Below are 24,548 nucleotides of genomic sequence, written 5' to 3' on the forward strand. Positions count from 1 at the left end.
TTCGGCCCACAACCCCACGAAAGGGAGCCGTCTTGGAGATCATGGCCTTCGGTGTCCAGGCCGACGAGAAGCCCCTGATCGAGCAGGCTTTCCGGGGTCACCACGAGGTCCGCTGCCTGGACGTCTTCCTCAACGGGGACACCGCACCCATCGCCACCGGTCACGAGGTCGTCTGCACCAGCGTCAACTGCGACCTCGGCGACCGCGTCCTGGAGACCCTCGCGGCCGGCGGGACCCGGATGGTCGCCCAGCGCTCCACCGGCTTCAACAACATCGACCTCAAGGTCGCCGAGCGCCTCGGCATGACGGTCGCGCGGGTCTCGTACTACTCGCCCCACGCCGTGGCCGAGTTCGCCTGGACCCTCGCCCTGGCGGTCAACCGCCGCATCGTCCGTGCCTCCACGCGCACGCGTGACTTCGACTTCCGCCTCGACGGTCTGATGGGCCGCGACATGCACGGCCGCACCGCCGGCGTCCTCGGTACCGGAAAGATCGGCGAGGCGTTCACGCGGATCGCCCACGGCTTCGGCATGAACCTCCTCGGCTGGGACGTCGCCGAGAACCCCGCCTGCATGCAGCTCGGCATGCGCTACGTCTCCAAGGACCAGCTCCTGGCCGAGTCCGACCTGGTCAGCCTGCACGTCCCGCTGATGCCGGAGACCTTGCACCTGATCGACGCGGACGCCCTGAAGGCGATGAAGGACGACGCCGTCCTCGTCAACTCCAGCCGTGGCGGCCTCATCGACACCGCGGCCCTCGTCGCCGAACTGCGCGAGGGCCGCTTCACGGGCGTCGGCCTCGACGTGTACGAGGCCGAGGCCGGGCTGTTCTTCCTCGACAAGTCCCTCCAGGCGATCGAGGACGACACCCTGGCCCGCCTCGTCACCTTCCCGAACGTCCTGGTCACCTCCCATCAGGCGTACTACACCCAGGACGCCGTCGGCCAGATCGTCGAGACCACGCTGAACAACGTCCTCGACTACACGGCGGGCCGACGCTCCGAGAACGTGCTGGTCCCGCGCAGCTGACCCACCAGCTCCCGCACGACGGCGGCGCCGTTCAGCGTCAGGACCGACTCCGGGTGGAACTGCACGCCCGCGAAGCCGGGCCCGCGCACCGCATGCACCTCCCCGTTGCCGGCCCGGCTGACCTCGACGCCGTGCGCGGTGAGCTCCTGGAGGGCCTCGTCGTCGCAGCGCGCCACGAAGCTGTTGTAGAAACCGACCGTCTCCGGCCGCCCGAACAGCTCGATCGTCGTCTGCGCGCCCTGGTACGGCACTTCCTTGCGTACGATCTCCAGCCCCAGCTCGGCCGCGATCAGCTCGTGCCCGAGACAGACGCCGAGCACACCGTGCCGGTGATTCCGGATGACCTCGGCGGTCAGCTCCCGCAGGAACCGCATCTTCGGGTCGGCGAGATCCGAGGGGTCGCCGGGCCCGGGGCCGAGCACGACCGGTCCCTCGTGCGCGAGTACCCCCTCCCGCAGACCGGGCCCGTCGTAGCGCCGCACGGTCACCTCCAGGCCGCTCGACCGCAGCACATGCGCGAGCATCGCCGTGAAGGTGTCCTCCCCGTCGACGACCAGGGCGTGACCGCTCAGCTCGGCGGACGGCTCCTGCATCCGCAGCCAGAAGGGCGCGAGCGACGCCCGGCGCCCGTCGAGCGCGGCACGCACGCGTAGATCGTCGGCCAGGCGGGGTCGTACGGACTCCCCGCGCGGCCTTCCCGGCCGTACGCCCAGAGCCGCCAGTACGCCCGCCGCCTTGGCGTGGGTCTCCGCGACCTCGCTCACCGGGTCCGACCCCCGCACCAGCGTGGCGCCGACCGGCACCCGCAGCCGTCCGGCCGCGTCGATGTCGGCGGTGCGGATCAGGATGGGGGAGTCGAGGGTCTGGGCTCCGCCGGAGTCCTGGCCGAGGAGGGCCAGCGCGCCGGCGTAGTAGCCGCGCCCGCCGACCTCGTGCCGCTCGATGACCCGGCAGGCGTTCTGCACGGGCGAGCCGGTGACGGTGGCCGCGAACATGGTCTCCTTGAGGACCTCCCGCACATCCAGGGAGGACTTCCCGCGCAGCTCGTACTCGGTGTGCGCGAGGTGCGCCATCTCCTTCAGGCGGGGCCCGACGACCACGCCGCCCATGTCACCGACGGTGCACATCATCTTGAGCTCCTCGTCGACGACCATCGACAGCTCCTCGATCTCCTTGCCGTCGGCGAGGAAGTCCAGCAGATGCCCGGGCGTCGGCCCCTCGGCGGGGTAGCGGTACGTCCCGCTGATCGGGTTCATGATCACGGTCCCGCCGGACATCCGGACGTGCACCTCGGGGCTCGCCCCCACCAGCGTGCGCCCACCCGTCTCCCGCCCCCGCCCTTCCGAGGAAGGCCCTACGGGCCCCTTTTGACTTCCGGTGTGCACGACGAACGTCCAGTACGCGCCCCGCTCGCCCTCCAGCAGCCGCCGGAACAGCGCGAGCGCGTCGGCGCGTCCGAACCCCGGGATCTCACCCTCGTACGTCCGCCGGATCACGAAGTTCGCGCCCTCGCCCTGCCCGATCTCCTCGCGCAGCACCCGCCCGACGATCTCGCCGTACTCCTCGTCGCCGACGTCGAAACCGCCGCCCTCGACCCGCACGTCGTGCGCGGGGAGCTGCGCCAGGGCGTCGGTGAGCGGGATCTCGTACGTCTCCTCGGGGATCAGCACCGACAGCGGCGTGCCGTCGTCACGGACGTCGAAGCCGCGCTCGCGGATCTGCCGGAAGGGGACCAGCGCCAGGCCCTCGGCGGGGAGGTCGGCCAGTCTGTCGTAGGTGCTGACCGGGCCGATCATGACCTCGACGGTCTCGTGATCGTGACCCGGGGTGCGGCGGCGCAGCAGGGCGAACGGGCGGGGGTCGTCCGGCAAGCCGAGCAGGTTCATGGGTCCGTGCTCCTTCTCCGTGGATCAGTTGATCAGTGGATTCGGTGGAGAGGAACGACCCGGAAAACGCCGAAGGCCGCCCCTCGGGCGGCCTTCGCGAAGTCTGCGTACGCGCAGTCAGTGGGCCGCCGGATGAGCGGTCCACCACCAGTTCTGGGTCGAGTGCGCGAACATGCGAGGCACCTTATCCCATGCCGGGTGTCCGAGTCGTGTACCCCGTGTCTCAATTGCTGGGCATGGGGCAGGACGCCCTACCCGACCCCGTAATGTTGAGGTCGTGACCGTGAACGCTAAGACCAGCGCGAGCGCTGGCAACACCTGGCGAAACCTGCCCGCGGCGCAGCAGCCCGAGTACCCCGACACCGAGGCTCTGCGCGCAGTCGTTGCGGACCTCGAGTCGTATCCGCCGCTCGTCTTTGCGGGCGAGTGCGATCAGCTGCGCGCCCGGATGGCGGCCGTCGCCAAGGGAGAGGCGTTCCTCCTCCAGGGCGGCGACTGCGCCGAGGCCTTCGACGCGGTGTCCGCAGACCAGATCCGCAACAAGCTCAAGACGCTGCTCCAGATGGGCGCCGTGCTGACGTACGCCGCGTCCGTCCCCGTGGTGAAGGTCGGCCGTATCGCCGGCCAGTACTCCAAGCCGCGCTCCAAGGGCACCGAGACCCGCGACGGTGTGACCCTGCCGACGTACCGCGGCGACTCGGTCAACGGCTTCGACTTCAACGAGGCCGCCCGCATCCCGGACCCCGAGCGCCTGAAGCGGATGTACAACGCGTCCGCCTCCACGCTCAACCTGGTGCGCGCCTTCACCACCGGCGGTTACGCCGACCTGCGCCAGGTGCACGCCTGGAACCAGGACTTCGTGAAGTCGTCCCCGTCCGGCCAGCGCTACGAGCAGCTCGCCCGCGAGATCGACCAGGCGCTGAACTTCATGCACGCCTGCGGGGCCGACCCGGAGGAGTTCAAGACGGTCGAGTTCTACTCCTCGCACGAGGCGCTGCTGCTCGACTACGAATCCGCGCTGACCAGGGTCGACTCGCGCACCGGGCAGCTGTACGACGTCTCCGCCCACATGGTGTGGATCGGTGAGCGCACCCGGCAGCTGGATCACGCGCACGTGGAGTTCGCCTCCAAGATCCGCAACCCGATCGGCATCAAGCTCGGCCCGACCACGACGGCCGAGGAGGCGCTGCAGTACATCGAGCGCCTGGACCCCGAGCGCGAGCCGGGCCGGCTGACCTTCATCGTCCGGATGGGCGCCGACAAGGTCCGCGACAAGCTCCCCGAGCTGGTCGAGAAGGTCACCGCCTCGGGCGCCACCGTGGCCTGGGTGACCGACCCGATGCACGGCAACACCTTCGAGGCGGCCTCCGGTCACAAGACCCGCCGCTTCGACGACGTGCTCGACGAGGTCAAGGGCTTCTTCGAGGTCCACAAGGCCCTCGGCACCCACCCGGGCGGCATCCACGTGGAGCTCACCGGCGACGATGTCACCGAGTGCGTGGGCGGCGGCGACGAGATCTTCGTCGACGATCTGCACCAGCGATACGAGACGGCCTGCGACCCGCGGCTCAACCGCAGCCAGTCGCTTGACCTGGCGTTCCTCGTCGCGGAGATGTACAGGGACCAGTAGCCGGTTCGGTTGTTACACGCAAAGAGGTGGGGCGCGGATCACATACGATCCGCGCCCCACCCCACTTTTACGGTTCCTGTGTGACGGGTAAGGTTAGGTTAGCCTCACCGATCAAGGGGATGGCGCATCGATCCCGCCGGGAGGTGAACCGCGTGTACGTCTGCAGCTGCTTCGGCATCACCGAGCAGCAGGTCAAGAAGCACGCGGAGGGCGGTGCCTGCACTCCCCGCCAGATAGCTTCGGCCTGCAAGGCCGGCACGGACTGCGGCTCGTGTGTGCGCCGTATCCAAGCGCTCCTGGGCAGGGGTGCCTGCCCGCGCCGGGAGCTGGCCGACCAGGGTGAGCCCTTGCTCGCCGATCTTGAGGACGCGGCCTAGCTCGGCTGCTCGATCTGCTGCGCGAGGTAGAGGGCCTCACCGAGCTTCTCGATGAGTTCCAGCTGGGTGTCCAGGTAGTCGATGTGGTGCTCCTCGTCCTCGAGGATCGACTCGAAGATGTTCGCGGATGTGATGTCGCCCTTGGTGCGCATCACCTCGATGCCGCGCTTGAGGCGGTCGATCGCCTCGACCTCGACCTGACGGTCGGCCTGGAACATCTCGGTGACCGTCTGGCCGACCCGCACGTGGAACAGCCGCTGGTAATTGGGCAGGCCGTCCAGCATGAGGATGCGCTCGGTGAGCTTGTCCGCGTGCTTCATCTCATCGATGGACTCTTCACGCGTGTACTTGGCGAGCTTGGTCCAGCCTTTGTTGTCCTGGATCCGGTAGTGCAGCCAGTACTGGTTGATCGCCGTGAGCTCGCCGGTCAGCTGCTCGTTGAGGAATTCGAGGACCTCGGGGTCGCCCTGCATCGCAGAGGCTCCTTCCACGCGTGGTAACTGGCGGGTTGCGCCGCATGATTCCACCGCTGAAGAAGATCGTCCAGTAAGTCTTCACTTAGTAAGTAAGTGCATGCTTAGTCCAGTTTGCGGTGGATTGCGGAGGGGTGTGGTCAGGTGCACTGCCCCCGGTCTGTCAGGATGGAGACATGGGTCAGCCGGCAGAGCGCGAAGGTGGAGCAGCAGCACACGCCGAGCTTCCGCCGGGACAGCGAGTGCAGCGCGGCTGGCCGGTCACGCACTACGGCCCGGTCCCCAAGTTCCGTCCCGAACGCTGGGAGTTCAGGGTGTTCGGGGCCACCGCCGACGGCGAGAAGCACTGCTGGACCCACGAGGAGTTCACGGCTCTGCCGTACAAGACCGTCGTCGCCGATCTGCACTGCGTCACGAAGTTCAGCATGCTCGGCGCGGAGTGGGGCGGCATCCCGGCCCGTACGATCCTCGACATCGCCCCGCCCGCCCCGGCCGTCACGCATGTGATGGTGTGGGCCGAGTACGGCTTCAGCTCCAACCTGCGCCTTGCCGACTTCGCCTCCGATCTCGCGATCTTCGCGACCCACAAGGATGGCGAACTGCTCACGGCGGAGCACGGATTCCCCCTCCGTCTGGTCGTCCCCCATCTGTACGCCTGGAAGGGGCCGAAGTGGGTCCGGGGCGTGGAGTACATGACCGCCGACCGGCGCGGGTTCTGGGAGGAGCGCGGGTACCACAACCTCGGGGACCCGTGGAAGGAACAGCGGTACTCGTACCAGGAGGAGCCCGGGGACGGGCCTGAGCTGTGACCTTCGGCGGTCGTACCGAGGCCTTCAGTGGTGGTACTGGTGCACCACCGCATGCCCCTTGCCGCGCCCGATCATCCACTTGTTGACCGGAGTCGTCAGAACGAAGGCGACGGTCAGCGCGATCGCCAGCACCCACCAGAACAGCGGGTCGGCGAGCTCGGCGTCCATGGCGCCGGGCCACAGCACGATCACACCGTTGTCGACCAGTTCCATCACGGCGATGGACAGGGTGTCCGCGGCCAGCGCCACCTTGAGCGCGGCACGCAGGTCGACGCCCGCCTTCAGCACCCCGCGCAGGGTGAGTGCGTAGCCGAAGAAGAAGGCGAGGGCGATCGCCAGGATCAGCGTCGGTACGGTGCTCCAGCCGAGCGCCGTGCCGATCACCATGCCCAGCACTTCGCCGATGGCGCAGCCTGTGAGGCAGTGCAGGGTGGCCCGAATCGCCATCGCCCACGTGCTGGTGGCGGCCACCTCGTGGTGAGCGTGTGCCGCGTGCGCCTCGTGCTGCATGAGTGCCCCCGATGCCAGGTCACGGTTCCCGTACCGAGCAGGAACCATATACCCCCCAGGGGTATTCCCAACCCTGTCCTGTCCTGTCCTTTCGTGTCCTGCTCCTGCTCCTGCTCCTGCCGGGCCGGGTTACGCGTCGCGAAGCTTCTTCAGCCGCTCCACGTCCGCCGCGTGCCCTTCCTTCCCGCCCGGTGTCTCGATGATCAGCGGTACGCCCTCGGTGGCCGGGTGCGTCATCAGTGCCCGGAACGGGTCCTCGCCGATGTGACCTGCGCCGATGTTCTCGTGCCGGTCCTTGTGGGCGCCGACGACGTCCTTGGAGTCATTGGCGTGGATCAGCTTCAGGCGGCCCTCGCCGACGGTGTCCACCAGCAGGTCGAGCGTCTGGTGCATGCCGGACGGGCCGGTCAGGTCATGGCCGGCGGCGAAGATGTGGCAGGTGTCCAGGCACACGCCCAGCTTCGGATGGGCGTCCAGCGCCTCGAAGTACGGCCCGAAGTCCCAGGTCCGCGAGCAGAGTGAGGAACCCTGCCCGGCGGTGGACTCCAGCAGCAGGAAAGGGTCGTCGTCGTGGGTCAGCTCGTCGAGGAGCGGCAGCATGTGCTCGCGTACCTGCTTGAGTGCCACGGTCCGCTCCCGGCCGCCGGTCGCGCTGCCCGTGTGCACGACCACGCCCAGCGCCCCGATCTCCCGCCCGCGCCGCAGCGAGTGCCGCAGCGACTCGACCGACTTCTCGACCGTCGCCTCGGTGTGAGAGCCGAAGTTGATCAGATACGGCGCATGCACATACGCCGGGATCGACTCGGCCTCGCACACCGCGCGGAACTCCTCGTCCTGCCGCGGGTTCCCCGCCGGCGTGGCCCAGCCGCGCGGGTTGGCGACGAAGACCTGGACCGTCTCGGCCTTGAGGTCGTGGGCGTAGGTGAGCCCGACGGAACTGAGCCCGCCGGCCACGGGGACGTGGCCGCCGACGGGGTTGCGGGAGGGGCCCGACGGGGCGGTGCCGGACTGCTGACTTCTCACCCGTTCAGGGTGTCATGCGGCCCTGCCCGCCCGATGACCGGCCGGTGACGAGCCGGATGTGGAGAGTGCCCCGTCACCGGATGGTGATCGTGATCGTCGACCCCTTCGGTGCCGTCTTCCCGCCCTTCACGGACTGCTTCTTGACCGTGTCGCCGAACAGTCCGAGCAGGCCGCGGTCCTCGTCGACCTGGAAGCCGGCCGACTCCAGCGCGGTCGTGGCGTCGTCGACGCTGTCACCGACCACGTCCGGGACCTCGATCATCTCGGGGCCCTTGGACAGCGTCAGCGTCACGGTGTCGCCCTCGGCGGCCTGCTTGCCCTCCGTCGGCGACTGCTGGGCGACCTGGCCCGCGGCGAACTCGGAGTTGACCCGCGCGGGGGCGATCCTCACCTTCAGGCCGGCCTCCTCCAGCTCGGCCCGCGCGTCGGCCGGGGTCGAGCCGGTGACGTCGGGGACGTCCACCGGGCTGCCCTTGCTGACGGTGAGCTCGATCGCGGCGCCGGAGCGGACCTTGGTGCCGGTCTCGGGGGTCGAGGAGATCACGGAGCCGCTGGTGACGTCGTCGTTGAACTCCCGGATCACCCTGCCCGGCTCCAGGCCGCTCTCCTTCAGCTCGCTCTTCGCCTTGTCCAGCGGGTAGCCCTGGAGGTCGGGCACCTTCACGGTCTGCGGTCCCAGCGAGATGACCAGACTCACGGAGTCGTTGTGCCGGATGCGGGCGCCCGTGTCCGGGTCCGTGCTGATGACGGTGCCGCGCTTGACGGTGTCGCTGAACGCGCGCTCGACCTTGCCGAGGTCGAGCCCGGAGTCCTCCAGCCGGTCCCGGGCCTGCGCCTCGGTCTTGGACAGCAGCGGCGGGACCTCGGTGAACTGGCCGGAGTTGATGTACCAGATGCCGACACCGAGGCCCAGGGCCAGCAGTACGGCGGCGACGACGACGAGCGGCCCGCGCGGAGCGCGCGACGTCCGTGACCGGCGCCGGGGCGGCGGGGGCGGCGACTCCAGCCGGCTCGTCCTGTTGAAGACGGCCTCGTGCTCCGGCTCGTCCTCGTTCACGGGCAGCGGCCGCTGGATGTTCAGCGCGCGCGGGATCACGCTCGTACGGTCGTCGGCGTTGCTGTGCTCCGCCGTGAGCGCCTGCGGCGGCACCGCGTCCAGTTGCTCCGCGCTCAGCGCGGCGCGCGTGTCCCGGGCCAGCGCGAGCAGCGCCACGGCGTCGAACGGACGGATGTCCGGATTGCGCGCGGTGGCCGACGCGACCAACTCGTCGAGCTCGTACGCCAGCCCCGGCGCTATCGCCGAGGGCGGCGGGACGTCCTCGTGCAGGTGCTTGTAGAGCACCACGGCGGGGGAGTCCCCGTCGTGCGGCTTGTCACCGGTGAGCATCTCGTAGAGCACGACGCCGCACGCGTACACGTCGACACGGGCGTCGGCGGCGCCCGGCTGCTCTATCTGCTCGGGCGCGAGATAGGAGACGGTGCCCAGCACGGCACCGGTGGTGCTGGTCACGGTGTCCACGGACCGCACGAGCCCGAAGTCGGCGACCTTGACCCGGCCGTCGTCCCCTATGAGGACGTTCTCCGGCTTCATGTCCCGGTGCACGAACCCGGCGCGGTGCGCGGCGCCGAGCGCGGCCAGCACCGGCTCAAGGATGTCGAGGGCGGCGCGCGGCTGCAGTGCCCCGCGCTCGCGCAGCACGTCGCGCAGGGTGCAGCCCGCGACGTACTCCATGGCGAGATAGACGTACGACCCGTCGGTGCCCTGGTCGAAGACCTGCACCACGTTCGGGTGGGCCAACCGGGCGACGGACTTCGCCTCCCGGATGAACCGGTCGACGAACACCCCGTCGACCGCCAGGGCGGGATGCATCACCTTGAGCGCGAGCACGCGGTCGAGGCGGGTGTCCACGGCCCGGTAGACCGTGGCCATCCCGCCGACCGCGATCCTCGCGTCCACGCGATACCGGCCGTCGAGCACCTGCCCGACCAGAGGGTCTTGAAGGGTCGTATCCACGCAGGTGAGTGTACGAGCCGACACCGACACGCCTCCCGGTTCGGCCGGGATCGGGGCGGGACTGAAGCTGACCTGTGACGGACGCCTCACTGGCCGAAGACTTTCCATCGAACGTGCGTTCAGAACTGCTTTCGGAACGCTTTCAGAACGCGGGCCGCTCCGGGTCCAGCCTCGCCAGGCCCTCGACCGGCGACGACGCCTCCGCGAAGTGCCGCATCGGAATCCTCCCCGCCCGGTGGGCCAGCCTCCCCGCCTCCACCGCATGCCGCATCGCATCGGCCATCAGCACCGGCTCCTGGGCCCGCGTCACCGCTGAGGCGAGCATCACACCCGCGCACCCCAGTTCCATCGCGAGCGCCGCGTCCGACGCCGTACCGGCTCCCGCGTCCAGAATCACCGGCACGCGCGCGTGCTCCGTGATCAGCTGGAAGTTGTGCGGATTGCGGATGCCGAGGCCCGAACCGATCGGCGACCCCAACGGCATGATCGCCGCACAGCCGACGTCCTCCAGCTTCCGCGCCAGCACGGGATCGTCATTGGTGTACGGCAGCACGGTGAACCCGTCGTCCACCAGCGTCTCGGCAGCGTCAAGGAGCTCGATCGGGTCCGGCAGCAGCGTCCGCTCGTCCGCGATGACCTCCAGCTTGATCAGATCCGTACCGAGTGCCTCGCGCGCGAGGCGGGCCGTCAGCACGGCCTCTCCCGCCGTGAAGCATCCCGCCGTGTTCGGCAGCACCCGGATCCCGAGCTTCTCCAGCACCGAGAGCACCGAGCCGTGCACCGACGCGTTCACCCGCCGCATCGCGACCGTCGTCAGCTCCGTCCCGGACGCCACCAGCGCCCGTTCCAGCACGTCCAGGCTGGGCGCTCCGCCCGTGCCCATGATCAGACGGGACGAGAAGGAGTTGCCCCCGATGACAAAGGGATCGTCGGCCATGGTTCAGCCTCCTTGGACGGCGGTCAGGACCTCGACACGGTCCCCCTCGGAGAGGGACGTCGATGGCCACTGCGTGCGCGGGACGACGGTTTCGTTGAGGGCGGCGGCCACTCCGGAGGGCGCCGCGGTGAGGGACTTCACGAGCGTGTCGAGAGCCGTGCCCGGCTCGATCTGCCGACGCTCGCCGTTGACCGAGATGGTGACCGGGACGCTCATGCGGGCTGCTCCGTGAGTGCGGCGGCGGTGAAGCGCCTGGGGGTGAAGGCGCGGGCCTCGTCCGGGAGCTCACCGGTGGCCAGGACATGCGCCATGACGTCGCCGGTGACCGGCGTGAGCAGCACGCCGTTGCGGTAGTGCCCGGTGGCCAGCGACAGCCCGTCCAGCTCGGTCGGGCCGAGCAGCGGCGCGTTGTCGGGGGAGCCCGGGCGCAGGCCGGCCCGCGTCTCGGTGAGCGGCAGTTCGGTGATGCCCGGCACCAGCTCGTGCGCGTCGCGCAGCAGCTCGTACACGCCGCCCGCGGTCACCGTGGTGTCCCAGCCCAGCTCCTCGCTCGTCGCCCCCACGACCAGCTCCCCGCTCTCGCGCGGCACCAGATACACCTGGCTGCCCCGCACCACGGCCCGCACGGTCCGGCTCAGGAACGGCGCGTACCGCTGCGGCACCGTCAGCCGCAGCACTTGTCCCTTCACGGGGCGCACGGGCGGCAGTACGTCGTCCGGGACCCCGGGCAGACGCCCGCTGAGGCTCCCGGCCGCGAGGACGACGTGGCCCGCGCGCAGCTCGGTGCCGTCCGCCGTGGTGACTCCGGCGGCCCGGTCCCGGACGACGTCGAAGCGCTCGGCCCAGGCCCGGTGGAAGACCACCCCGGCCCGCTCGCACGCGGCCACCAGCGCCCCGGACAGCCGCCGCGGGTCGATCTGGTGGTCGCCGTCCACCCGCAGCCCGCCGCGCACGCCCGGCGCGAGCATCGGCTCCAGGCGCCTGCACTCCCGCCCGGACAGCCACTCGGAGTCCAGGCCGGACTGGCGTTGCAGGGCGTGCAGGTCGCGCAGATGGGCACGGTCGTCCGCGTCCAGCGCGACGGCGAGCGTGCCGCACCGGCGGTAGCCGAGGTCATGGCCGGTCAGGTCGGTCAGCTCGGCCGCGAAGTCCGGATAGCGGCGGGCCGAGGCCAGGTTCAGGCCGAGCAGGGTCTGCTCGCCGTAGTGCAGTTCCGTGACGGCGGCCAGCATCCCGGCCGCCACCTGGGCGGCTCCGCCACCCGGCTCGGGGTCCACGACAACCGTCGTGAACCCGCGCTGCGCGGCCCGCCACGCCGTGACCAGGCCGATGATGCCGCCCCCGATGACGAGGACGTCTGAGGTTCGCGTACGCGACATGGGCGTCCAGCCCCTCCCTTCGCCGGCATGACCCGGATCAGGTTCGTACGGTCGGAGGCCGCCAGCCTCCCTCTCAGCCCGGTGCGTCCGGGCTCCCGCGAGTGCTCTACGTTGGCCACCCTAGCCCGCCGCCCGAAGTCTCAGTAAGGGAGCCCGCGCCCGTGCCCCGCTCGCTCGACGGTCTCGTCCTCGCCCCGGTCGCGGACCAGGCCCCAGGTCAGGTGGGTACACGCACCCGGTTCGCGTACCACGAGAAGGACGGCGAGATCTGGGCCGAGTACGCGGGCGGCGACGTCGTACGCGGCCATCTCGTGGGCACCAGGGAAGACGACCGGCTGGACTTCCGGTACGTGCAGCTCAAGCGGGACGGCACGACGTCGTCGGGGCACTGTGTGTCGATGGTGGTCGAGCTGCCCGACGGGCGGGTGCGGCTGGAGGAGACCTGGGAATGGGAGTCGCAGACGGGCAGCGGGACCAGCGTGGTGGAGCAGCTTCCGGTCGAGGTTGTGCAGCAGGTCACTGAGCACGCCCCCTGACTGACGAATAGTCAGTTGTCTATGGTGATCAGGTGAGCGAGCAGACGCAGCAACGGGGCACGTCAGCGGCACGCCGTGTGGTCGTGGCCGGCGCGGGCATGGCCGGCGTACAAACGGCGGTCGCCCTGCGGGAACAGGGTTTCACCGGCACCGTCACACTGATCGGCGCCGAGCCCCACCAGCCGTACGACAGGCCGCCCCTGTCCAAGGCCGTGCTGCTCGGCAAGGCCGAGGGCTCCGCCTTCGACGTCGACTTCGAGGCGCTCGGGGTCGAACTCCAGCTGGGGCGCGAGGTGCTGGGCGTGCGCCCCGCCGAGCACCAGCTGGACACCGAGGCCGGGCCCGTCCCGTACGACGTCCTCGTCCTCGCCACCGGCGCCGAACCGATCCGGCTGCCGGGCGCGGAGGGTGTGCCCGGCGTGCATCTGCTGCGCACCCTGGACGACGCCGAGCGGCTGCGGCCGGTGCTGGCCCGGCAGCACGACATCGTGGTCGTCGGCGCGGGCTGGATCGGCGCGGAGTTCGCCACGGCCGCGCGCGAGGCGGGCTGCGCGGTGACGGTCGTGGAGGCGGCCGAGCGGCCGCTCGCGGGTGCCCTGCCCGCGGAGGTGGCGGCGCCGATGACCGCCTGGTACGAGGACAGCGGGACGGTGCTGCGTACGCACGCGCGCGTGGAGCGCGTCGAGCCCGGCGAGGTGATCCTCGACGACGGCTCGTGGGTGCCCGCCGACGCGGTCGTGGTCGGCATCGGGGCGCGGCCCGCCACGGCCTGGCTGGCGGGCTCGGGCATCGAGCTCGGAGCACAGGGCGACGTCGTGGCCGACGAGCGCCTGCGCACGTCCGTGCCGGACGTCTACGCGGTCGGCGACTGCGCCTCCTTCCCGTCGGGGCGGTACGGCGCGCGCCTCCTGGTCCACCACTGGGACAACGCCCTCCAGGGCCCGCGCACGGTCGCCGCGAACATCCTCGGCGAGAGCTCCGCGATCTACGACCCCGTGCCGTACTTCTGGTCCGAGCAGTTCGGCCGCTTCGTCCAGTACGCCGGCCATCACGCCGCCGCCGACACGCTTCTGTGGCGCGGCGATCCGTCGGGCCCCGCCTGGACCGTCTGCTGGCTGCGGGGGGACCGGCTCGTCGCCCTGCTGGCGGTGGGCCGGCCGAGGGATCTGGCGCAGGGCCGACGGCTGATCGAGGCGGGCACGCCGGTGAACGCGGAGCTGCTGAAGGATCCGGGACGGCCGATGAAAGCCGCGGTGGCGTAGCACGTCACCCCAACAGGTCCTCCGGGCGGACCGGCCTGGCTTCCGACTGTCAGTGGCAGATGGCAGGCTTGTTCCGTGACCGAGATTGACGCAAAAACCGATGCTCTCGTCCCCGCCTGGCTCACCCTCCCCGACATCGCCGAAATGTTCGGCGTCGAGGTGACCCGCGTCCGGCAGCTGGTCAAGGACGGCCAGCTCATCGCCGTACGCCGTGGTGAGAACCGCGCACTGCACGTCCCCGCCGCCTTCATCGACGGGGACAAGGTCGTCAAGGGTCTGTCCGGGACCCTGACGCTCCTGCGGGACGACGGCTTCACGGACGAAGAGATGCTGGAGTGGCTCTTCACCCCCGACGACAGCCTGCCCGGCACCCCCGCGCAAGCCCTCAGTGAGAATCGCGGCACGGAGGTGAAGCGCCGAGCCCAGGCGCTCGCCGTCTGAGTCCGAACCCACCGATCCGAACACCGTCCGGCGCCCGGGCCGGGGCCGCCCCAAGGGCCACGGCCGCGTCCCGTTGCGGCCCGGAGCCGGGAGCCGGGAGCGGGACGCGCGTGGCGCACGGTGGAGTGACCGCACGGTGGGAAGTGGCGGGGAGCGGTGGGGAGAACCTGCCGCTACCGTTCCCGCTCGGGGCCGGGGCCGGGCTCATGGGCCACCGGCGCGACGGCGTCTCCGTAAGCGAGGAGGCTTCGGCCGTCCGGCCGGCATGGGTCGGCCGGGCGTGCCCCGTCGGCCGGTGCCGGATCGAGGTCGAGGCCGCCGCCGGAGGGGCGCCGTCCCCGGGCTCGAAGCAGGGCGTCCCCGGGCGCGAAGTAAGGCGTCCCGGGGCACGAAGCAGGGCTCGCCCGCACCGGCGGCCGGGTCCGCTGCCACCCCGCCCCGGCCCACCACACCCCACCGCTCCGCGACGTCGCGCCCCGCTCCGGCTACCGTGCCACCGTCCGGCACCCGCCCGACGTCACCCGTCCGGCAACCCGACCACAGGGGGCACCGTATGTCCGACACCGTCACCGCAGGCACCGCCCGCGCCCAGCTCGCCGATGCCCGGCTCTACCTCTGCACCGGCGCCCGCAAGCAGCAGGGCGACCTCGCGGAGTTCCTGGACGCCGTGCTGGCGGGGGGCGTCGACATCGTGCAGTTGCGGGACAAGGGCATGGAGGCGGCCGAGGAACTCGAGCACCTGAAGGTCTTCGCCGACGCCTGCGCCCGGCACGGCAAGCTCCTCGCGGTCAACGACCGTGCCGACGTGGCCCATGCCGCCGGCGCCGACGTCCTGCACCTGGGCCAGGGCGACCTCCCCGTACCCGCGGCCCGCGCGATCCTCGGCGGCGACGTCCTCATCGGCCGCTCCACGCACTCCGAGTCCGAGGCCTCCGCGGCCGCCGTCCAGGAGGACGTCGACTACTTCTGCACCGGCCCCTGCTGGCCGACCCCCACCAAGCCCGGCCGCCACGCCCCCGGTCTCGACCTGGTCCGGCACACAGCCGCCCTCGGCACCGACCGCCCCTGGTTCGCCATCGGCGGCATCGACCTCGCCAACCTCGACCAGGTGCTGGAGGCGGGCGCCCGCCGTGTCGTCGTCGTACGGGCGATCACGGAGGCGGACGACCCGGGCGCGGCGGCGGCGGAGTTCGCCAAGCGGCTGCGGCAGGGGTAGTGCCCCGCCCGCCCTGGTGGGCACCCGGCCCCGGATTTCCTGACGTTTGTCCAAGGCGTGGACAACAACCCGGCAAATCGGGCAAATGTCCTGCGTCCGGTTGGGGGACCGGGGCCCCCTGACTAACCTGCGAGTATGGCCCTCGGCACCGCATCCATCAGATCGGACCACGCTCGTACCGTGCGCGAGATGCTCGCGACCGGAAAGACGACGTACTCCTTCGAGTTCTACGCGCCCAAGACCCCGAAGGGCGAGCGGAACCTGTGGAACGCGCTGCGCCGGGTCGAGGCCGTAGGACCCGACTTCGTCTCCGTGACCTATGGCGCGGGCGGTTCCACCCGCGCGGGCACGGTCAAGGCGACCGAGGCGATCGCCTCGGACACCACGCTCACCCCGATCGCCCACCTCACCGCCGTCGACCACTCGGTGGCGGACCTGCGCAACATCATCGGGCAGTACGCCGACGCCGGGATCCGCAACATGCTGGCCCTGCGCGGCGACCCGCCCGGTGACCCGCTGGGCGACTGGGTGCGGCATCCGCAGGGCCTTGCCTACGCCGCCGAACTCGTCGAACTGATCAAGGCCTCCGGAGACTTCTGCGTGGGCGTGGCGGCCTTCCCCGCGATGCACCCGCGCTCCGCCGACTGGGAGGCGGACGTCGGTCACTTCGTCGACAAGTGCCGCGCGGGCGCGGACTACGCGATCACGCAGATGTTCTTCGATCCGGAGGACTACCTGCGTTTGCGCGACCGGGTGGCGGCCGCGGGCTGCGACACCCCGATCATCCCGGAGATCATGCCGATCGCCAGCGTAAAGACGCTGGAACGCATTCCCTCCCTCACCAACGCCGCCTTCCCGGCCGCCCTGAAAGAGCGGATCCTCACAGCCAAGGACGATCCCGCGGCTGTACGCTCCATTGGCATCGAGTTCGCCACGGAGTTCTGCGCGCGGCTGCTGGCCGAGGGAGTGCCCGGACTGCACTTCATCACGCTCAACAACTCCACAGCTACCTTGGAAATCTACGAAAGCCTGGGCCTGCACCACCCACCGCAGGCCTAGACCGGCCGTCCTGATATACGTCACACTGCGTAGGCGGCCACTGGGAGAGGGGCGTACATGGGCTGGACGGTCCTCTACATCGCATTCGGCGTCGTCGCGCTGTGGCTGCTGGGCGAGGTGCTTCTGCAGTACAAGGCGCGGCTGCGCTGGCGGCTGCTCGCCTTCGTCGGGTTCCTCGGCGTCGTGGTCGGGGTGCTGATTCCTTCCGTCATCGTCATCGGTCTGGGCGCGGCAGCGTTCGCGGTCGGCCAGACCTACGTCACGCTGTCGTTCCGCCGCGGCTTCTCGGCCGGCTGGGCGGTCTCCGCGCCGGCCCTGGGCCCGCTGGCCGCCGCCAAGCGCCGCCGCGGTGAGCCCGACCGCCAGGAACCGACCCTCGAGGTCTCCGACCTGGAGGCGGCCGAGGGCGGCTACGCGGACAATGACGCCAAGTACGGCCACGACGGCGTCGGTTACGGCGACGACTACGACCGCGACGACGTGTTCACCCCGTCACGCACAGCTCAGCCCACCGCCGCGGAGACGACCTCCGTCTATGAACCGCAGCCCCTGCCGGACGACACGGGCTCCTACGGCATATACGGCGGCGACCCCGCCTACGCCGCCGCCGAGCAGAACTACGCGGCCACCGGCCAGCACCAGGACCAGTACGCGACGGCCGACCAGACCTACGCGTACGACGGCTACACCGGCTACGACCAGCAGCAGTACGGCTACGACGCCACCGGCCAGCAGCAGTACGCCGCGTACTCCGACCCGTACATCGGCACCCAGACCTACGGCGGCGCCTCCTACGACGCCTATGGCCAGCAGCAGTACGGCCAGCAGGGCTACACCCAGGACCAGTACGCCACCGGCACCTACGGCGGCGAGACGCCGGCCGGCGGCGTCTGGGTCCCGCAGCAACGCACCGACGAGGCCTACGGCGGCGAACTCCCGCCCGAGCAGCAGTACCCGTACCAGGGCGAGGGCCAGCAGCAGGGGCACGGGCAGGGGTACGACGAGCAGTACCGCTTCTGACGGCCACGCCCGGCGCGGCTCACGCCCGGGTCACTGAGAGCCCCGGAACTCGGGCCCCTCCACGATCAGTCCCGCCACCAGCGCGCCCGACATGCCGGCGTGGGGGAGCCCGCCGCCCGGGTGGGACCAGCCGCCGACCGTGAACAGGCCGGACACGGCCGTGCTGTTGGACGCGTGCAGCAGACGCCCCTCCGCCGCGGCCAGCGAGGGTGCCGGAACCGCTCCGCCCTCCGCGCCGGTCTCCGCCGCGATGGCGGCCGGCGTACGCACCTCGTGCCAGAGGAGCCGGTCACGCAGGTCCGGGACGGCACGCTCCGCGACCGTGATCAGGTCCTCGGAGTGCCGGGCGAAGGCCTCCGATTCCGCCCCGCTCCAGTCAGGCTGTGCCGGCACCGTCGAAGTGAGCGTGATCGCCTCATGCCCGGGGTCCGGAACCAGCTCCGGGTCGTCGGGCCGCAGGACGGTGACCGTGGCCCGGGCGGCCATGCCCCCCGCCGTCCCGAACAAGGCGTCCAACTCGGCCTCACGGTCCTCTGCGTGCACCACAGTTCGGTGCGCCACTCCTTCCGGCCGGGCCCCGCGCAGCGCCAGCAGCACCGTCAGACGGCTCGCCGCCCCGCGCTGGGGCGCGACCTCATCCTCGCCGCGTGGCGCCGTGCCCCGGACGAGGCGGTCCAGCACCCCGGGGGTGACCCCGGAGACCACGAAGTCGGCCTCCACCACCGAACCGTCGGCCAACTCCAGCCCCGCCGCCCGGCCGTCCTTCTCCAGCACCCCGGCGACCTCCGCGCCGAAGCTGAACTCGACCTTCCGGGCCACGCACCGCTCGTACACCGCCCGCGCCAACTCCCGTATGCCGCCGCGCACATACCAGATCCCGAACGCGTGCTCCAGGTACGGCAGCACCGCCGCGCTCGCCGGGGTCTCGCGCGGATCCAGGCCGTACGCGAGCGCGTGGCTCTCCAGCAAGGCGACGAGCCGGGGGTCGCGCAGCTCCCAGGCGCCGACCTCGGCGAGGGTGCCGGCCCGGCGGGTGCGCAGGAACCGCTTGTGGGGGACCGCAGGGTAGGGCTCGCGCTCGGCCAGCACCTGCCAGTTCGGCCACAGGGGCTCCTCCAGCAGCGGTCTGCGCGTGCGGTCCCAGGCCTCGCGGGCGCGGACCAGGAAGTCGCCCCACCGGCCGCCCGTACCGGCGCCCAGCGCTTCGTCGAGGGCTGTCACGATGCCCGCGCGCGACGCGTTCGGCAGATTGACCTCGGTGCCGTCCGCGAAGACATGCCGCGCGGACGGGTCGACCTGGACCAGCTCGACGCACGCCTCCAGGGGCTCCTTGCCGGTCTTGACGAACAGATCGCGGTACACGGCGGGGAGGGGGAGCAGCCCCGGGCCCGTGTCGAACCCGAAGCCGTCACGCTCGAAGCGGCGCACCGCTCCGCCGTACGTCTCCGTACGCTCGTACACCGCCACCCGGTGGCCCGCGACGGCGAGCCGGGCAGCGGCCGCCATCGCGCCCATCCCGGCGCCGATCACCGCAATCCTTGCCATGCGTGGGACTTTATCGGCCGTCACTGACAACGGCTCCCTGACCTCGGGCGCAAGCACACCCGAGGTCCTGTGCGGACGCCTCAGCCGGGCCGTTGCCCCACCGCCTGGGTGAGCCGCTTCTCCTCCCGGCGCTCCGCCCTGCGGCGCAGGAAGCGACGGATCCGTGAGACCAGGAAGAGGAGCAGCAGCAGCCCGGCGAGCAGCAGAACGCCCGCGATGACCGCCGCGGCGACGGGGTAGAAGATCGCGAGGGTGATGAGGGCGCCGACCCCGAGGTCCTCGGCGATGCTCACCACGATGTTGCTGAACGGCTCCGGCGAGGTGTTGACCGCCATCCGCGTGCCCGCCTTGACCAGGTGGCTCAGCAGCGCCGTGGAACCGCCGACCGCGCCGGCCGCCAGCTCGGGCAGCGACCCGCTCTGCCCGGCGAGCAGCGCGGCCACGACCGCGCCCGCCACCGGCCGGATCACGGTGTGCACCGAGTCCCAGGCCGAGTCCACGTACGGGATCTTGTCGGCGACGGCCTCGCAGAGGAACAGCACGCCGGCCGCGATCAGTACGTCGGGACGTTGCAGCGCCTCGGGCACCTCGTCGCTCAGCCCTGTCGCGCCGAACACGCCGAGCAGCAGGACCACGGCGTAGGAGTTGACGCCGCTGGCCCAGCCGCTGGTGAAGATCAAGGGAAGTATGGACACGGACGCGATCGTAACCAGTCGGCAACGGCGGGGCTTGGGGATGAGTGCGCAGTTCTGAGTACGCGTACCTAGTCGGTGAGTTGAGTACGCGCGCGGATGGGGCCCGGCCTGCCGGAACGAGAGAGTGGGGGCACGGAGAAGGGGATCGGCTCCGGCACCGGCGACACGGGGCGCCGGAATCGGAGCGGGCCCCGGATCCGCTCCTTCCGCCGGCCCGGCGTCGGCGGGAGCGAGACGGGGGACCCGGGGGAACGGCCGGACGGGGGTCCAGCGGGGGACACGGGGGAGTACGGGGGAAACGGGGGAGCACGAGAGGGCGCCGGTTCGGCAGTGGCCCGCGGGGGACGCGGCCACCGTCGAACCGGCGCTTTCGTGTGCGTACGACGCCTGTCGCGTCAGTGGCGCCCGCTCACCCGGCCCTGCAACAGCCGGGACAGCGCCGAGTGCACGTCGTCCAGGGAGCGCTCCGGCTGGAACGACTTCCAGTCCAGCGCCGCCACCAGGACCATGCCGACCAGGGCGGCGGCAGTCAGCTGGACGTCGATCTCCTCGCTGAACTCGCCATTGTCCACGCCCTCGCGCAGCACGCCCTCGACGACCGCCACGGCCTGCTGCCGGACCACCATCAGCGTGGACTGCCAGGCCCGGTTCGTCCGCCACAACTCGGCGACGTAGAGCTGGGTGAAGGACGGGTAGCGGTCGATGAAGACCAGCCCCGCGCGGATCATCGCGTCCAGGGCGGCCACCTTGCTGCCGCCGTCCCGCGCGGTCTTCTCCGCCGCCTCCCGCAGGGACGCGGTGAGGAGTTCGACTCCGTGGCGCAGAAGCTCCTCGAAGAGGACCGACTTGCTGGCGAAGTTGTAGTAGACCGTGCCTTTCGCCACCCCGGCCCGTTCGGCGATCTCGTCAACGGTGGTGGCGGAGAAGCCCTGTTCGGCGATGAGTGTGACGGCCGCCTCGTAGAGCTTCTGCCGGGTGGCCTCACGGCGCGTGCTGCCGCCCGACGCGGCGTTGCTGCTTTCCATGGGCCTGATTGTGCCGCGCGCTCTCACAGGGTCAGCTCCGGGTGCAGCCGGTCGAGCGTCCACACCTGCCGGCGACGGGCCGACAGGGCGGTCAGCGCGAGGGCGCCCGCGGTGAAGGCGACGAGCACCACGCACGCGTGCCACACCGGTTCAAGCCCGCCGCCCGTGATGAGCCTCCTGAGCGCCTCCACGACATAGCTCATCGGCAAGAAGGGGTGCAGCGCGTTGAAGAAGCCCGGGCTGGTCTGCACGGGATAGGTACCGCCCGCGGACGTCAACTGCAGCATGAGGAAGGCCAGGACGAGAATCCGGCCCGCCGCGCCGAAGCGCGCGTTCAGCCACTGCACGATCGCCGCGAAGCATGCCGTCACGAGGAACAGGAAGCCCACCGTCCCGGCCGCCCGCACCATCTGCAGCCCGACGGCCCAGTGCAGCACCGACATCAGGGCCATCGTCTGCAGCGCCCCGATCGCCACCACGGGCAGCCAGCCGGCCAGCGCGATCCGCCAAGCCGAGGCGCCCGCGGCGAGCGCACGCCGGTTCATCGGCGTGATCACCATGTACGCCACCATCGCGCCCACCCACAGGGACAGCGGGATGAAGTACGGGGCGAATCCGGTGCCGTAGTTGGGCGCCTTGTGCATGTCCCGGGAGACGAGCTGGACCGGGTCGGACATGACCTCGGTGCGCTGTTCGCGGGCCGTCTTGTCGTAGTCGGGGATCTTCTCGGCACCGTCGTGCAGCCCGTCCGAGAGCTTCCCGGAGCCGTCGACGAGCTTGTAGATGCCGCCGTTGAGGTCGACCGCGCCGGACTTGAGCTCGCCCACGCCGCTGTCCAGGTCCGCCGCGCCGGACTTGGCCGAGCCGAGGCCAGAGTGCAGCTTCTTGGCGCCCGCGGCGACCTTGCCGGCCCCCTGGTTCAGCTTGTTGATCCTCGCGACGGCGTCGTCGAGGTCCTCGGAGAGGCGGGGCGCGCGGTCGGCGAGCGCCTGGGACTGCTTCTGGAGGGTGGCGAGGTGCTTGTCGAGCTTCTTCAGGTCGCCGTCCTGGTCGGCGATCAGCGTGTTGAGGTCGTCGGCGATCACCGCCACGTCCGCGGCCGACTGCTTCGCCTTCTTCAGGTCGGAGCAGGCCGGGTCGGGCAGGACCGGGTCCTCACAGCGCGTCTGGTGGATGAGGTTCAGCGCGTCGGACGCCGTATGGGCGCCCTTGGCGGCGCCTGGAGCGCGCTCCACCAGGTCGTCGAGGTTGTTGCGGATCGCACCCGAGGTGTCGGCGACCAGCTGGGCGGTGTCCCCGATGGTCTTCTCGTTGTCCTTCAGGAACGGCCCGATCTTCTTGTCGACCCCGTTGACCCGGTCGGCCAGCGTCTGCGTCCCCTCCGCGACCCGCCTGGAGCCGTCCTCCAGATCGCCCGCGCCCGTGTTGAGCTTCTTCAGGCCCGTGGACAGCTTGCCGCTGCCCTTCTTGGCGTCCTTCAGCCCGTCGGCGAGGTCCTTGGAGCCCTTCTCCGCCTTACCGATGCCGCCTTCGAGCTTGTCGGCGCCGTTCGCGGCCTTGACCGTCTTGCCGTGGATGTCGGAGAACGAGACAAAGATCTTGTCAAGGAACGACCGCGACGCCTTCGTCGACGCGGCCTCACGCACCTCGCTGAAGACCGTCCGCGAGATCTGCCCGACGATGTAGTTGTTCGCGTCGTTCGTACGCACCTGAAGAGCGCCCGTCTCCGGGGAGTCGCCCGAACTGGAGGCGATCCGCTCACTGAAGTCGTCGGGCATGGTCAGCGACAGGTAGTAGGTGCCGTTCTCGACGCCCTTCTGGGCCTCGGCGGCACTTACCTCCCGCCAGTCGAACACGTCGCTCTCGCGCAGCCCCTTGGTGATGTCGTCGCCGGCGGCGAGCTTCTTGCCCTCGACGCTCGCCCCCTTGTCGTCGTTCACGAGCGCCACGGGGATGCGGTCCAGACGGCCGTACGGGTCCCAGAACGACCACAGGTACAGGGCGCCGTACAGCAGGGGCAGCACCAGCAGCGCGACCAGGGCGGCACGCGGCAGCTTCCCCCGGCCGAAGCGCCGGAGCTCAAGCGCGGCCAGCCTCGGCGAGCGCATCGGCGGCCTCCTTTCCGTCGGTTTCCTCGGGCTCGGATGCCTCGTCGGCCGCCTGGGTCGACACCTTGACCGTCCCGTCGGGGGCCTCGCTGCACACCGCCACGACCGTGGTCCCGGCCTCGGCGATCGACTTCAACAGCGCCCAGGCCTCGGCCCGTTCGGCGTCCGAGAGCTTGAGGTCGGTGTCGTCGACACCGAGCACGCGCGGGCGCGCGATGAGGGCCAGCGCGACGGACAGCCGCAGCGCCTCCAGCCGCTCCAGATCCCGCACGGCCGTACGCGAACCCTTGGGCAGGGAGTCCAGGTCGAACCCCGCCGCCGTCAGCGCGGCGTCGATCCGCTGCCGCTCCTCGGTCCTGCGCTCGCCACGGTGCCGCAGCAGCCCGCGCAACGAGTCGCCGAACCGCCGCTGCAGCAGCGCACGTTCGCGGAGGTGCTCGGCGACGGTCAGGGCCGGGTCCAGGTCGGTCACACCCGGGACATGGGCCAGGGCGCTGACGCGCCGTACCGCCGCCATCCGCTTGGGCACTTCGGCCCCGTCCACGGTGGCGGAACCCTCGGTGGGCTTCATCCGCCCGGTGAGCGCGAGCAACAGGCACGTACGGCCCGTGCCGGACGGCCCCTCGATCGTGATCAGCGAGCCGGCCTCCGCCTCGAAGGAGACCCCGCGGAACGCCCATCCGCGGGGCCCTTCGAGGCCGAGACCTTGGGCCGTGACGCCGGCCGTGGCCACGGTTCCCCCCATCCCTGCCCCCTCTTCATTTGAACTGACTGGTCAGTGCAAAAGTTAGCCCGAACTCTCGATCGAAGCAAAATCCCAGGTCAGAACGGATTGTCAGTGCCATACCTCACGATGGGCACATACGGCATCCCGTATCAGGGCGTGCCGTCACACTGACGACAGGAGGTTCGTCATGGCCAGCTATCACGCAGCCGCCGCCCGCCGGCGCCGCGCCACCGGCCCTGCCCCCTCACTGACCGGCCCGGCGAGCGACGTGCACCCCGTCCTCCGCCGGACCACGGCCCCGCCCGCGGCCCTCGACCTGCTCGCCCAGGCCCGTGCCGCCCTGGACGAAACCGCCGTCCTGGAAACGTCGAACGAGCGCTACGCCACAGCCCACCTCGCCGCCCTGCGCATCGCCGCAGCCGTGCTCGCCGCGCGGGGACGCCCGGAGCCAAGTCCCAGGCGCCGGGCCCGCATCAGGAGCGCATGGGAAGTGCTCCCCGAGATCGCACCCGAACTCACCGAGTGGAGCGCGCTGTTCGCCTCCGGTGCCCGGCGCCGCGCCCGGGCCGAGGCGGGCATCCAGGGCGCGGCCAGCCGCCGGGACGCCGACGACCTGATACGCGACGTGGCGATGTTCCTGCGCCTCGTCGAGCGAATGCTGGTGCTCCAGCCGATCCTGCCCCAGCCGCGGCCGGACATGGACGGGACGGACGGGACGGACGGGGAGGAGGCTGACGGCTCCCGTCACGCGCGGGACGACATGCCGGACGCGGGCTGAGGGAGGTTCCGTGGATCGGGGGGTGCACCGGCCGCCTTGCCAGGGCTCCGGCGTCGGCGTCACGCGGCAC

General features: G+C 70.9%; 25 protein-coding genes and 1 riboswitch. Of the genes, 11 read left to right on the forward strand and 14 right to left on the reverse strand.

What is annotated here, in order from left to right; translation table 11 throughout:
• The first annotated feature begins 32 nt into the window (after positions 1-32).
• Positions 33-1,028 (forward strand): 2-hydroxyacid dehydrogenase, encoded by a 996-nt coding sequence (locus tag ACZ7L5_RS07840; protein ID WP_471515258.1) that lies wholly within the window; start codon positions 33-35, stop codon positions 1,026-1,028.
• On the opposite strand, the gene ACZ7L5_RS07845 is transcribed toward ACZ7L5_RS07840, so the two are convergent.
• Complete coding sequence (locus ACZ7L5_RS07845) at positions 980-2,914, reverse strand: anthranilate synthase family protein (protein ID WP_471515260.1); 1,935 nt, start codon at positions 2,912-2,914, stop codon at positions 980-982. The two genes, ACZ7L5_RS07840 and ACZ7L5_RS07845, sit on opposite strands and share 49 nt — an antisense overlap.
• Before the next feature lie 117 nt (positions 2,915-3,031).
• Entirely contained in the window at positions 3,032-3,088 is a 57-nt protein-coding gene (locus tag ACZ7L5_RS07850) for a trp operon leader peptide (RefSeq protein WP_071528813.1), read from the reverse strand.
• A 103-nt stretch (positions 3,089-3,191) separates the two neighbouring features.
• Here ACZ7L5_RS07850 and ACZ7L5_RS07855 point away from each other — a divergent pair, with 103 nt between their 5' ends.
• Positions 3,192-4,544, forward strand: a complete 1,353-nt coding sequence (locus ACZ7L5_RS07855) for a class II 3-deoxy-7-phosphoheptulonate synthase (RefSeq protein ID WP_328882206.1) — start codon at positions 3,192-3,194, stop codon at positions 4,542-4,544.
• A gap of 143 nt (positions 4,545-4,687) precedes the next feature.
• Positions 4,688-4,921, forward strand: coding sequence for a (2Fe-2S)-binding protein (locus ACZ7L5_RS07860; RefSeq protein WP_328884504.1), 234 nt, complete (start codon positions 4,688-4,690; stop codon positions 4,919-4,921).
• On the opposite strand, the gene bfr is transcribed toward ACZ7L5_RS07860, so the two are convergent.
• Complete coding sequence (bfr, locus tag ACZ7L5_RS07865; protein ID WP_328882207.1) at positions 4,918-5,394, reverse strand: bacterioferritin; 477 nt, start codon at positions 5,392-5,394, stop codon at positions 4,918-4,920. The two genes, ACZ7L5_RS07860 and bfr, sit on opposite strands and share 4 nt — an antisense overlap.
• 176 nt (positions 5,395-5,570) lie before the next feature.
• Here bfr and ACZ7L5_RS07870 point away from each other — a divergent pair, with 176 nt between their 5' ends.
• Positions 5,571-6,203, forward strand: a complete 633-nt coding sequence (locus ACZ7L5_RS07870) for a sulfite oxidase-like oxidoreductase (protein WP_328882208.1) — start codon at positions 5,571-5,573, stop codon at positions 6,201-6,203.
• Between the two features lie 24 nt (positions 6,204-6,227).
• Here the strand turns inward: ACZ7L5_RS07870 and ACZ7L5_RS07875 are convergent, their stop codons facing one another.
• The 6 genes from ACZ7L5_RS07875 to thiO form a co-directional block, all read right to left on the reverse strand.
• Positions 6,228-6,713, reverse strand: a complete 486-nt coding sequence (locus ACZ7L5_RS07875) for a DUF4396 domain-containing protein (RefSeq protein WP_471515262.1) — start codon at positions 6,711-6,713, stop codon at positions 6,228-6,230.
• Between the two features lie 129 nt (positions 6,714-6,842).
• The gene (locus ACZ7L5_RS07880; protein ID WP_471515264.1) at positions 6,843-7,736 is read right to left on the reverse strand and encodes a deoxyribonuclease IV; all 894 of its coding nucleotides are present in this window, start codon (positions 7,734-7,736) and stop codon (positions 6,843-6,845) included.
• Positions 7,737-7,809: 73 nt separating this feature from the next.
• Entirely contained in the window at positions 7,810-9,750 is a 1,941-nt protein-coding gene (gene pknB / locus ACZ7L5_RS07885; RefSeq protein ID WP_471515266.1) for a Stk1 family PASTA domain-containing Ser/Thr kinase, read from the reverse strand.
• Between the two features lie 142 nt (positions 9,751-9,892).
• Entirely contained in the window at positions 9,893-10,687 is a 795-nt protein-coding gene (locus ACZ7L5_RS07890) for a thiazole synthase (RefSeq protein WP_328882212.1), read from the reverse strand.
• A 3-nt stretch (positions 10,688-10,690) separates the two neighbouring features.
• Complete coding sequence (gene thiS / locus ACZ7L5_RS07895) at positions 10,691-10,903, reverse strand: sulfur carrier protein ThiS (protein WP_328882213.1); 213 nt, start codon at positions 10,901-10,903, stop codon at positions 10,691-10,693.
• A complete protein-coding gene (thiO, locus tag ACZ7L5_RS07900) occupies positions 10,900-12,066 on the reverse strand; it encodes a glycine oxidase ThiO (protein WP_471515268.1) in 1,167 nt (388 codons plus the stop codon). The genes thiS and thiO overlap by 4 nt, the downstream gene beginning before the upstream one ends.
• Positions 12,064-12,175, reverse strand: a riboswitch (TPP riboswitch). (Overlaps the previous gene by 3 nt.)
• Positions 12,176-12,227: 52 nt before the next feature.
• On the opposite strand from thiO, the gene ACZ7L5_RS07905 reads away from it, so the two are divergent.
• The 6 genes from ACZ7L5_RS07905 (at position 12,228) to ACZ7L5_RS07930 (ending at position 17,600) form a co-directional block, all read left to right on the forward strand.
• Entirely contained in the window at positions 12,228-12,602 is a 375-nt protein-coding gene (locus tag ACZ7L5_RS07905; protein WP_471515270.1) for an avidin-fold protein, read from the forward strand.
• 32 nt (positions 12,603-12,634) lie between these two features.
• Positions 12,635-13,864 carry an NAD(P)/FAD-dependent oxidoreductase gene (locus ACZ7L5_RS07910; RefSeq protein ID WP_471515271.1) on the forward strand — a complete coding sequence of 410 codons (1,230 nt, stop codon included), beginning with the start codon at positions 12,635-12,637 and terminating at the stop codon, positions 13,862-13,864.
• A 75-nt stretch (positions 13,865-13,939) separates the two neighbouring features.
• Entirely contained in the window at positions 13,940-14,305 is a 366-nt protein-coding gene (locus ACZ7L5_RS07915) for an Rv2175c family DNA-binding protein (protein ID WP_328882217.1), read from the forward strand.
• A 553-nt stretch (positions 14,306-14,858) separates the two neighbouring features.
• Positions 14,859-15,521 (forward strand): thiamine phosphate synthase, encoded by a 663-nt coding sequence (gene thiE / locus ACZ7L5_RS07920; RefSeq protein ID WP_384192779.1) that lies wholly within the window; start codon positions 14,859-14,861, stop codon positions 15,519-15,521.
• A 135-nt stretch (positions 15,522-15,656) separates the two neighbouring features.
• Positions 15,657-16,580: a methylenetetrahydrofolate reductase [NAD(P)H] gene (gene metF / locus ACZ7L5_RS07925; RefSeq protein ID WP_471515274.1), complete on the forward strand. Its 924-nt coding sequence runs from the start codon at positions 15,657-15,659 to the stop codon at positions 16,578-16,580.
• A gap of 57 nt (positions 16,581-16,637) precedes the next feature.
• Positions 16,638-17,600, forward strand: a complete 963-nt coding sequence (locus ACZ7L5_RS07930; protein ID WP_471515276.1) for an SCO2102 family sporulation regulator — start codon at positions 16,638-16,640, stop codon at positions 17,598-17,600.
• 30 nt (positions 17,601-17,630) lie between these two features.
• Here ACZ7L5_RS07930 and ACZ7L5_RS07935 read toward each other — a convergent pair whose 3' ends face one another.
• The 5 genes from ACZ7L5_RS07935 to ACZ7L5_RS07955 form a co-directional block, all read right to left on the reverse strand.
• Positions 17,631-19,145 carry a phytoene desaturase family protein gene (locus ACZ7L5_RS07935; RefSeq protein WP_471515277.1) on the reverse strand — a complete coding sequence of 505 codons (1,515 nt, stop codon included), beginning with the start codon at positions 19,143-19,145 and terminating at the stop codon, positions 17,631-17,633.
• An 80-nt stretch (positions 19,146-19,225) separates the two neighbouring features.
• Positions 19,226-19,840 carry a DUF4126 domain-containing protein gene (locus ACZ7L5_RS07940; protein WP_391403037.1) on the reverse strand — a complete coding sequence of 205 codons (615 nt, stop codon included), beginning with the start codon at positions 19,838-19,840 and terminating at the stop codon, positions 19,226-19,228.
• A gap of 395 nt (positions 19,841-20,235) precedes the next feature.
• Positions 20,236-20,865: a TetR/AcrR family transcriptional regulator gene (locus ACZ7L5_RS07945; RefSeq protein WP_471515279.1), complete on the reverse strand. Its 630-nt coding sequence runs from the start codon at positions 20,863-20,865 to the stop codon at positions 20,236-20,238.
• Between the two features lie 23 nt (positions 20,866-20,888).
• Entirely contained in the window at positions 20,889-22,973 is a 2,085-nt protein-coding gene (locus ACZ7L5_RS07950; protein ID WP_471515281.1) for a YhgE/Pip family protein, read from the reverse strand.
• Positions 22,945-23,718 (reverse strand): ATP-binding cassette domain-containing protein, encoded by a 774-nt coding sequence (locus ACZ7L5_RS07955; protein WP_471515283.1) that lies wholly within the window; start codon positions 23,716-23,718, stop codon positions 22,945-22,947. The genes ACZ7L5_RS07950 and ACZ7L5_RS07955 overlap by 29 nt, the downstream gene beginning before the upstream one ends.
• A gap of 169 nt (positions 23,719-23,887) precedes the next feature.
• Between ACZ7L5_RS07955 and ACZ7L5_RS07960 the strand changes: the two genes are divergently transcribed.
• The gene (locus ACZ7L5_RS07960) at positions 23,888-24,478 is read left to right on the forward strand and encodes an SAV_6107 family HEPN domain-containing protein (RefSeq protein ID WP_471515285.1); all 591 of its coding nucleotides are present in this window, start codon (positions 23,888-23,890) and stop codon (positions 24,476-24,478) included.
• The last annotated feature ends 70 nt before the right edge of the window (positions 24,479-24,548 follow it).

Source organism: Streptomyces sp. NPDC107528 (assembly GCF_055639295.1).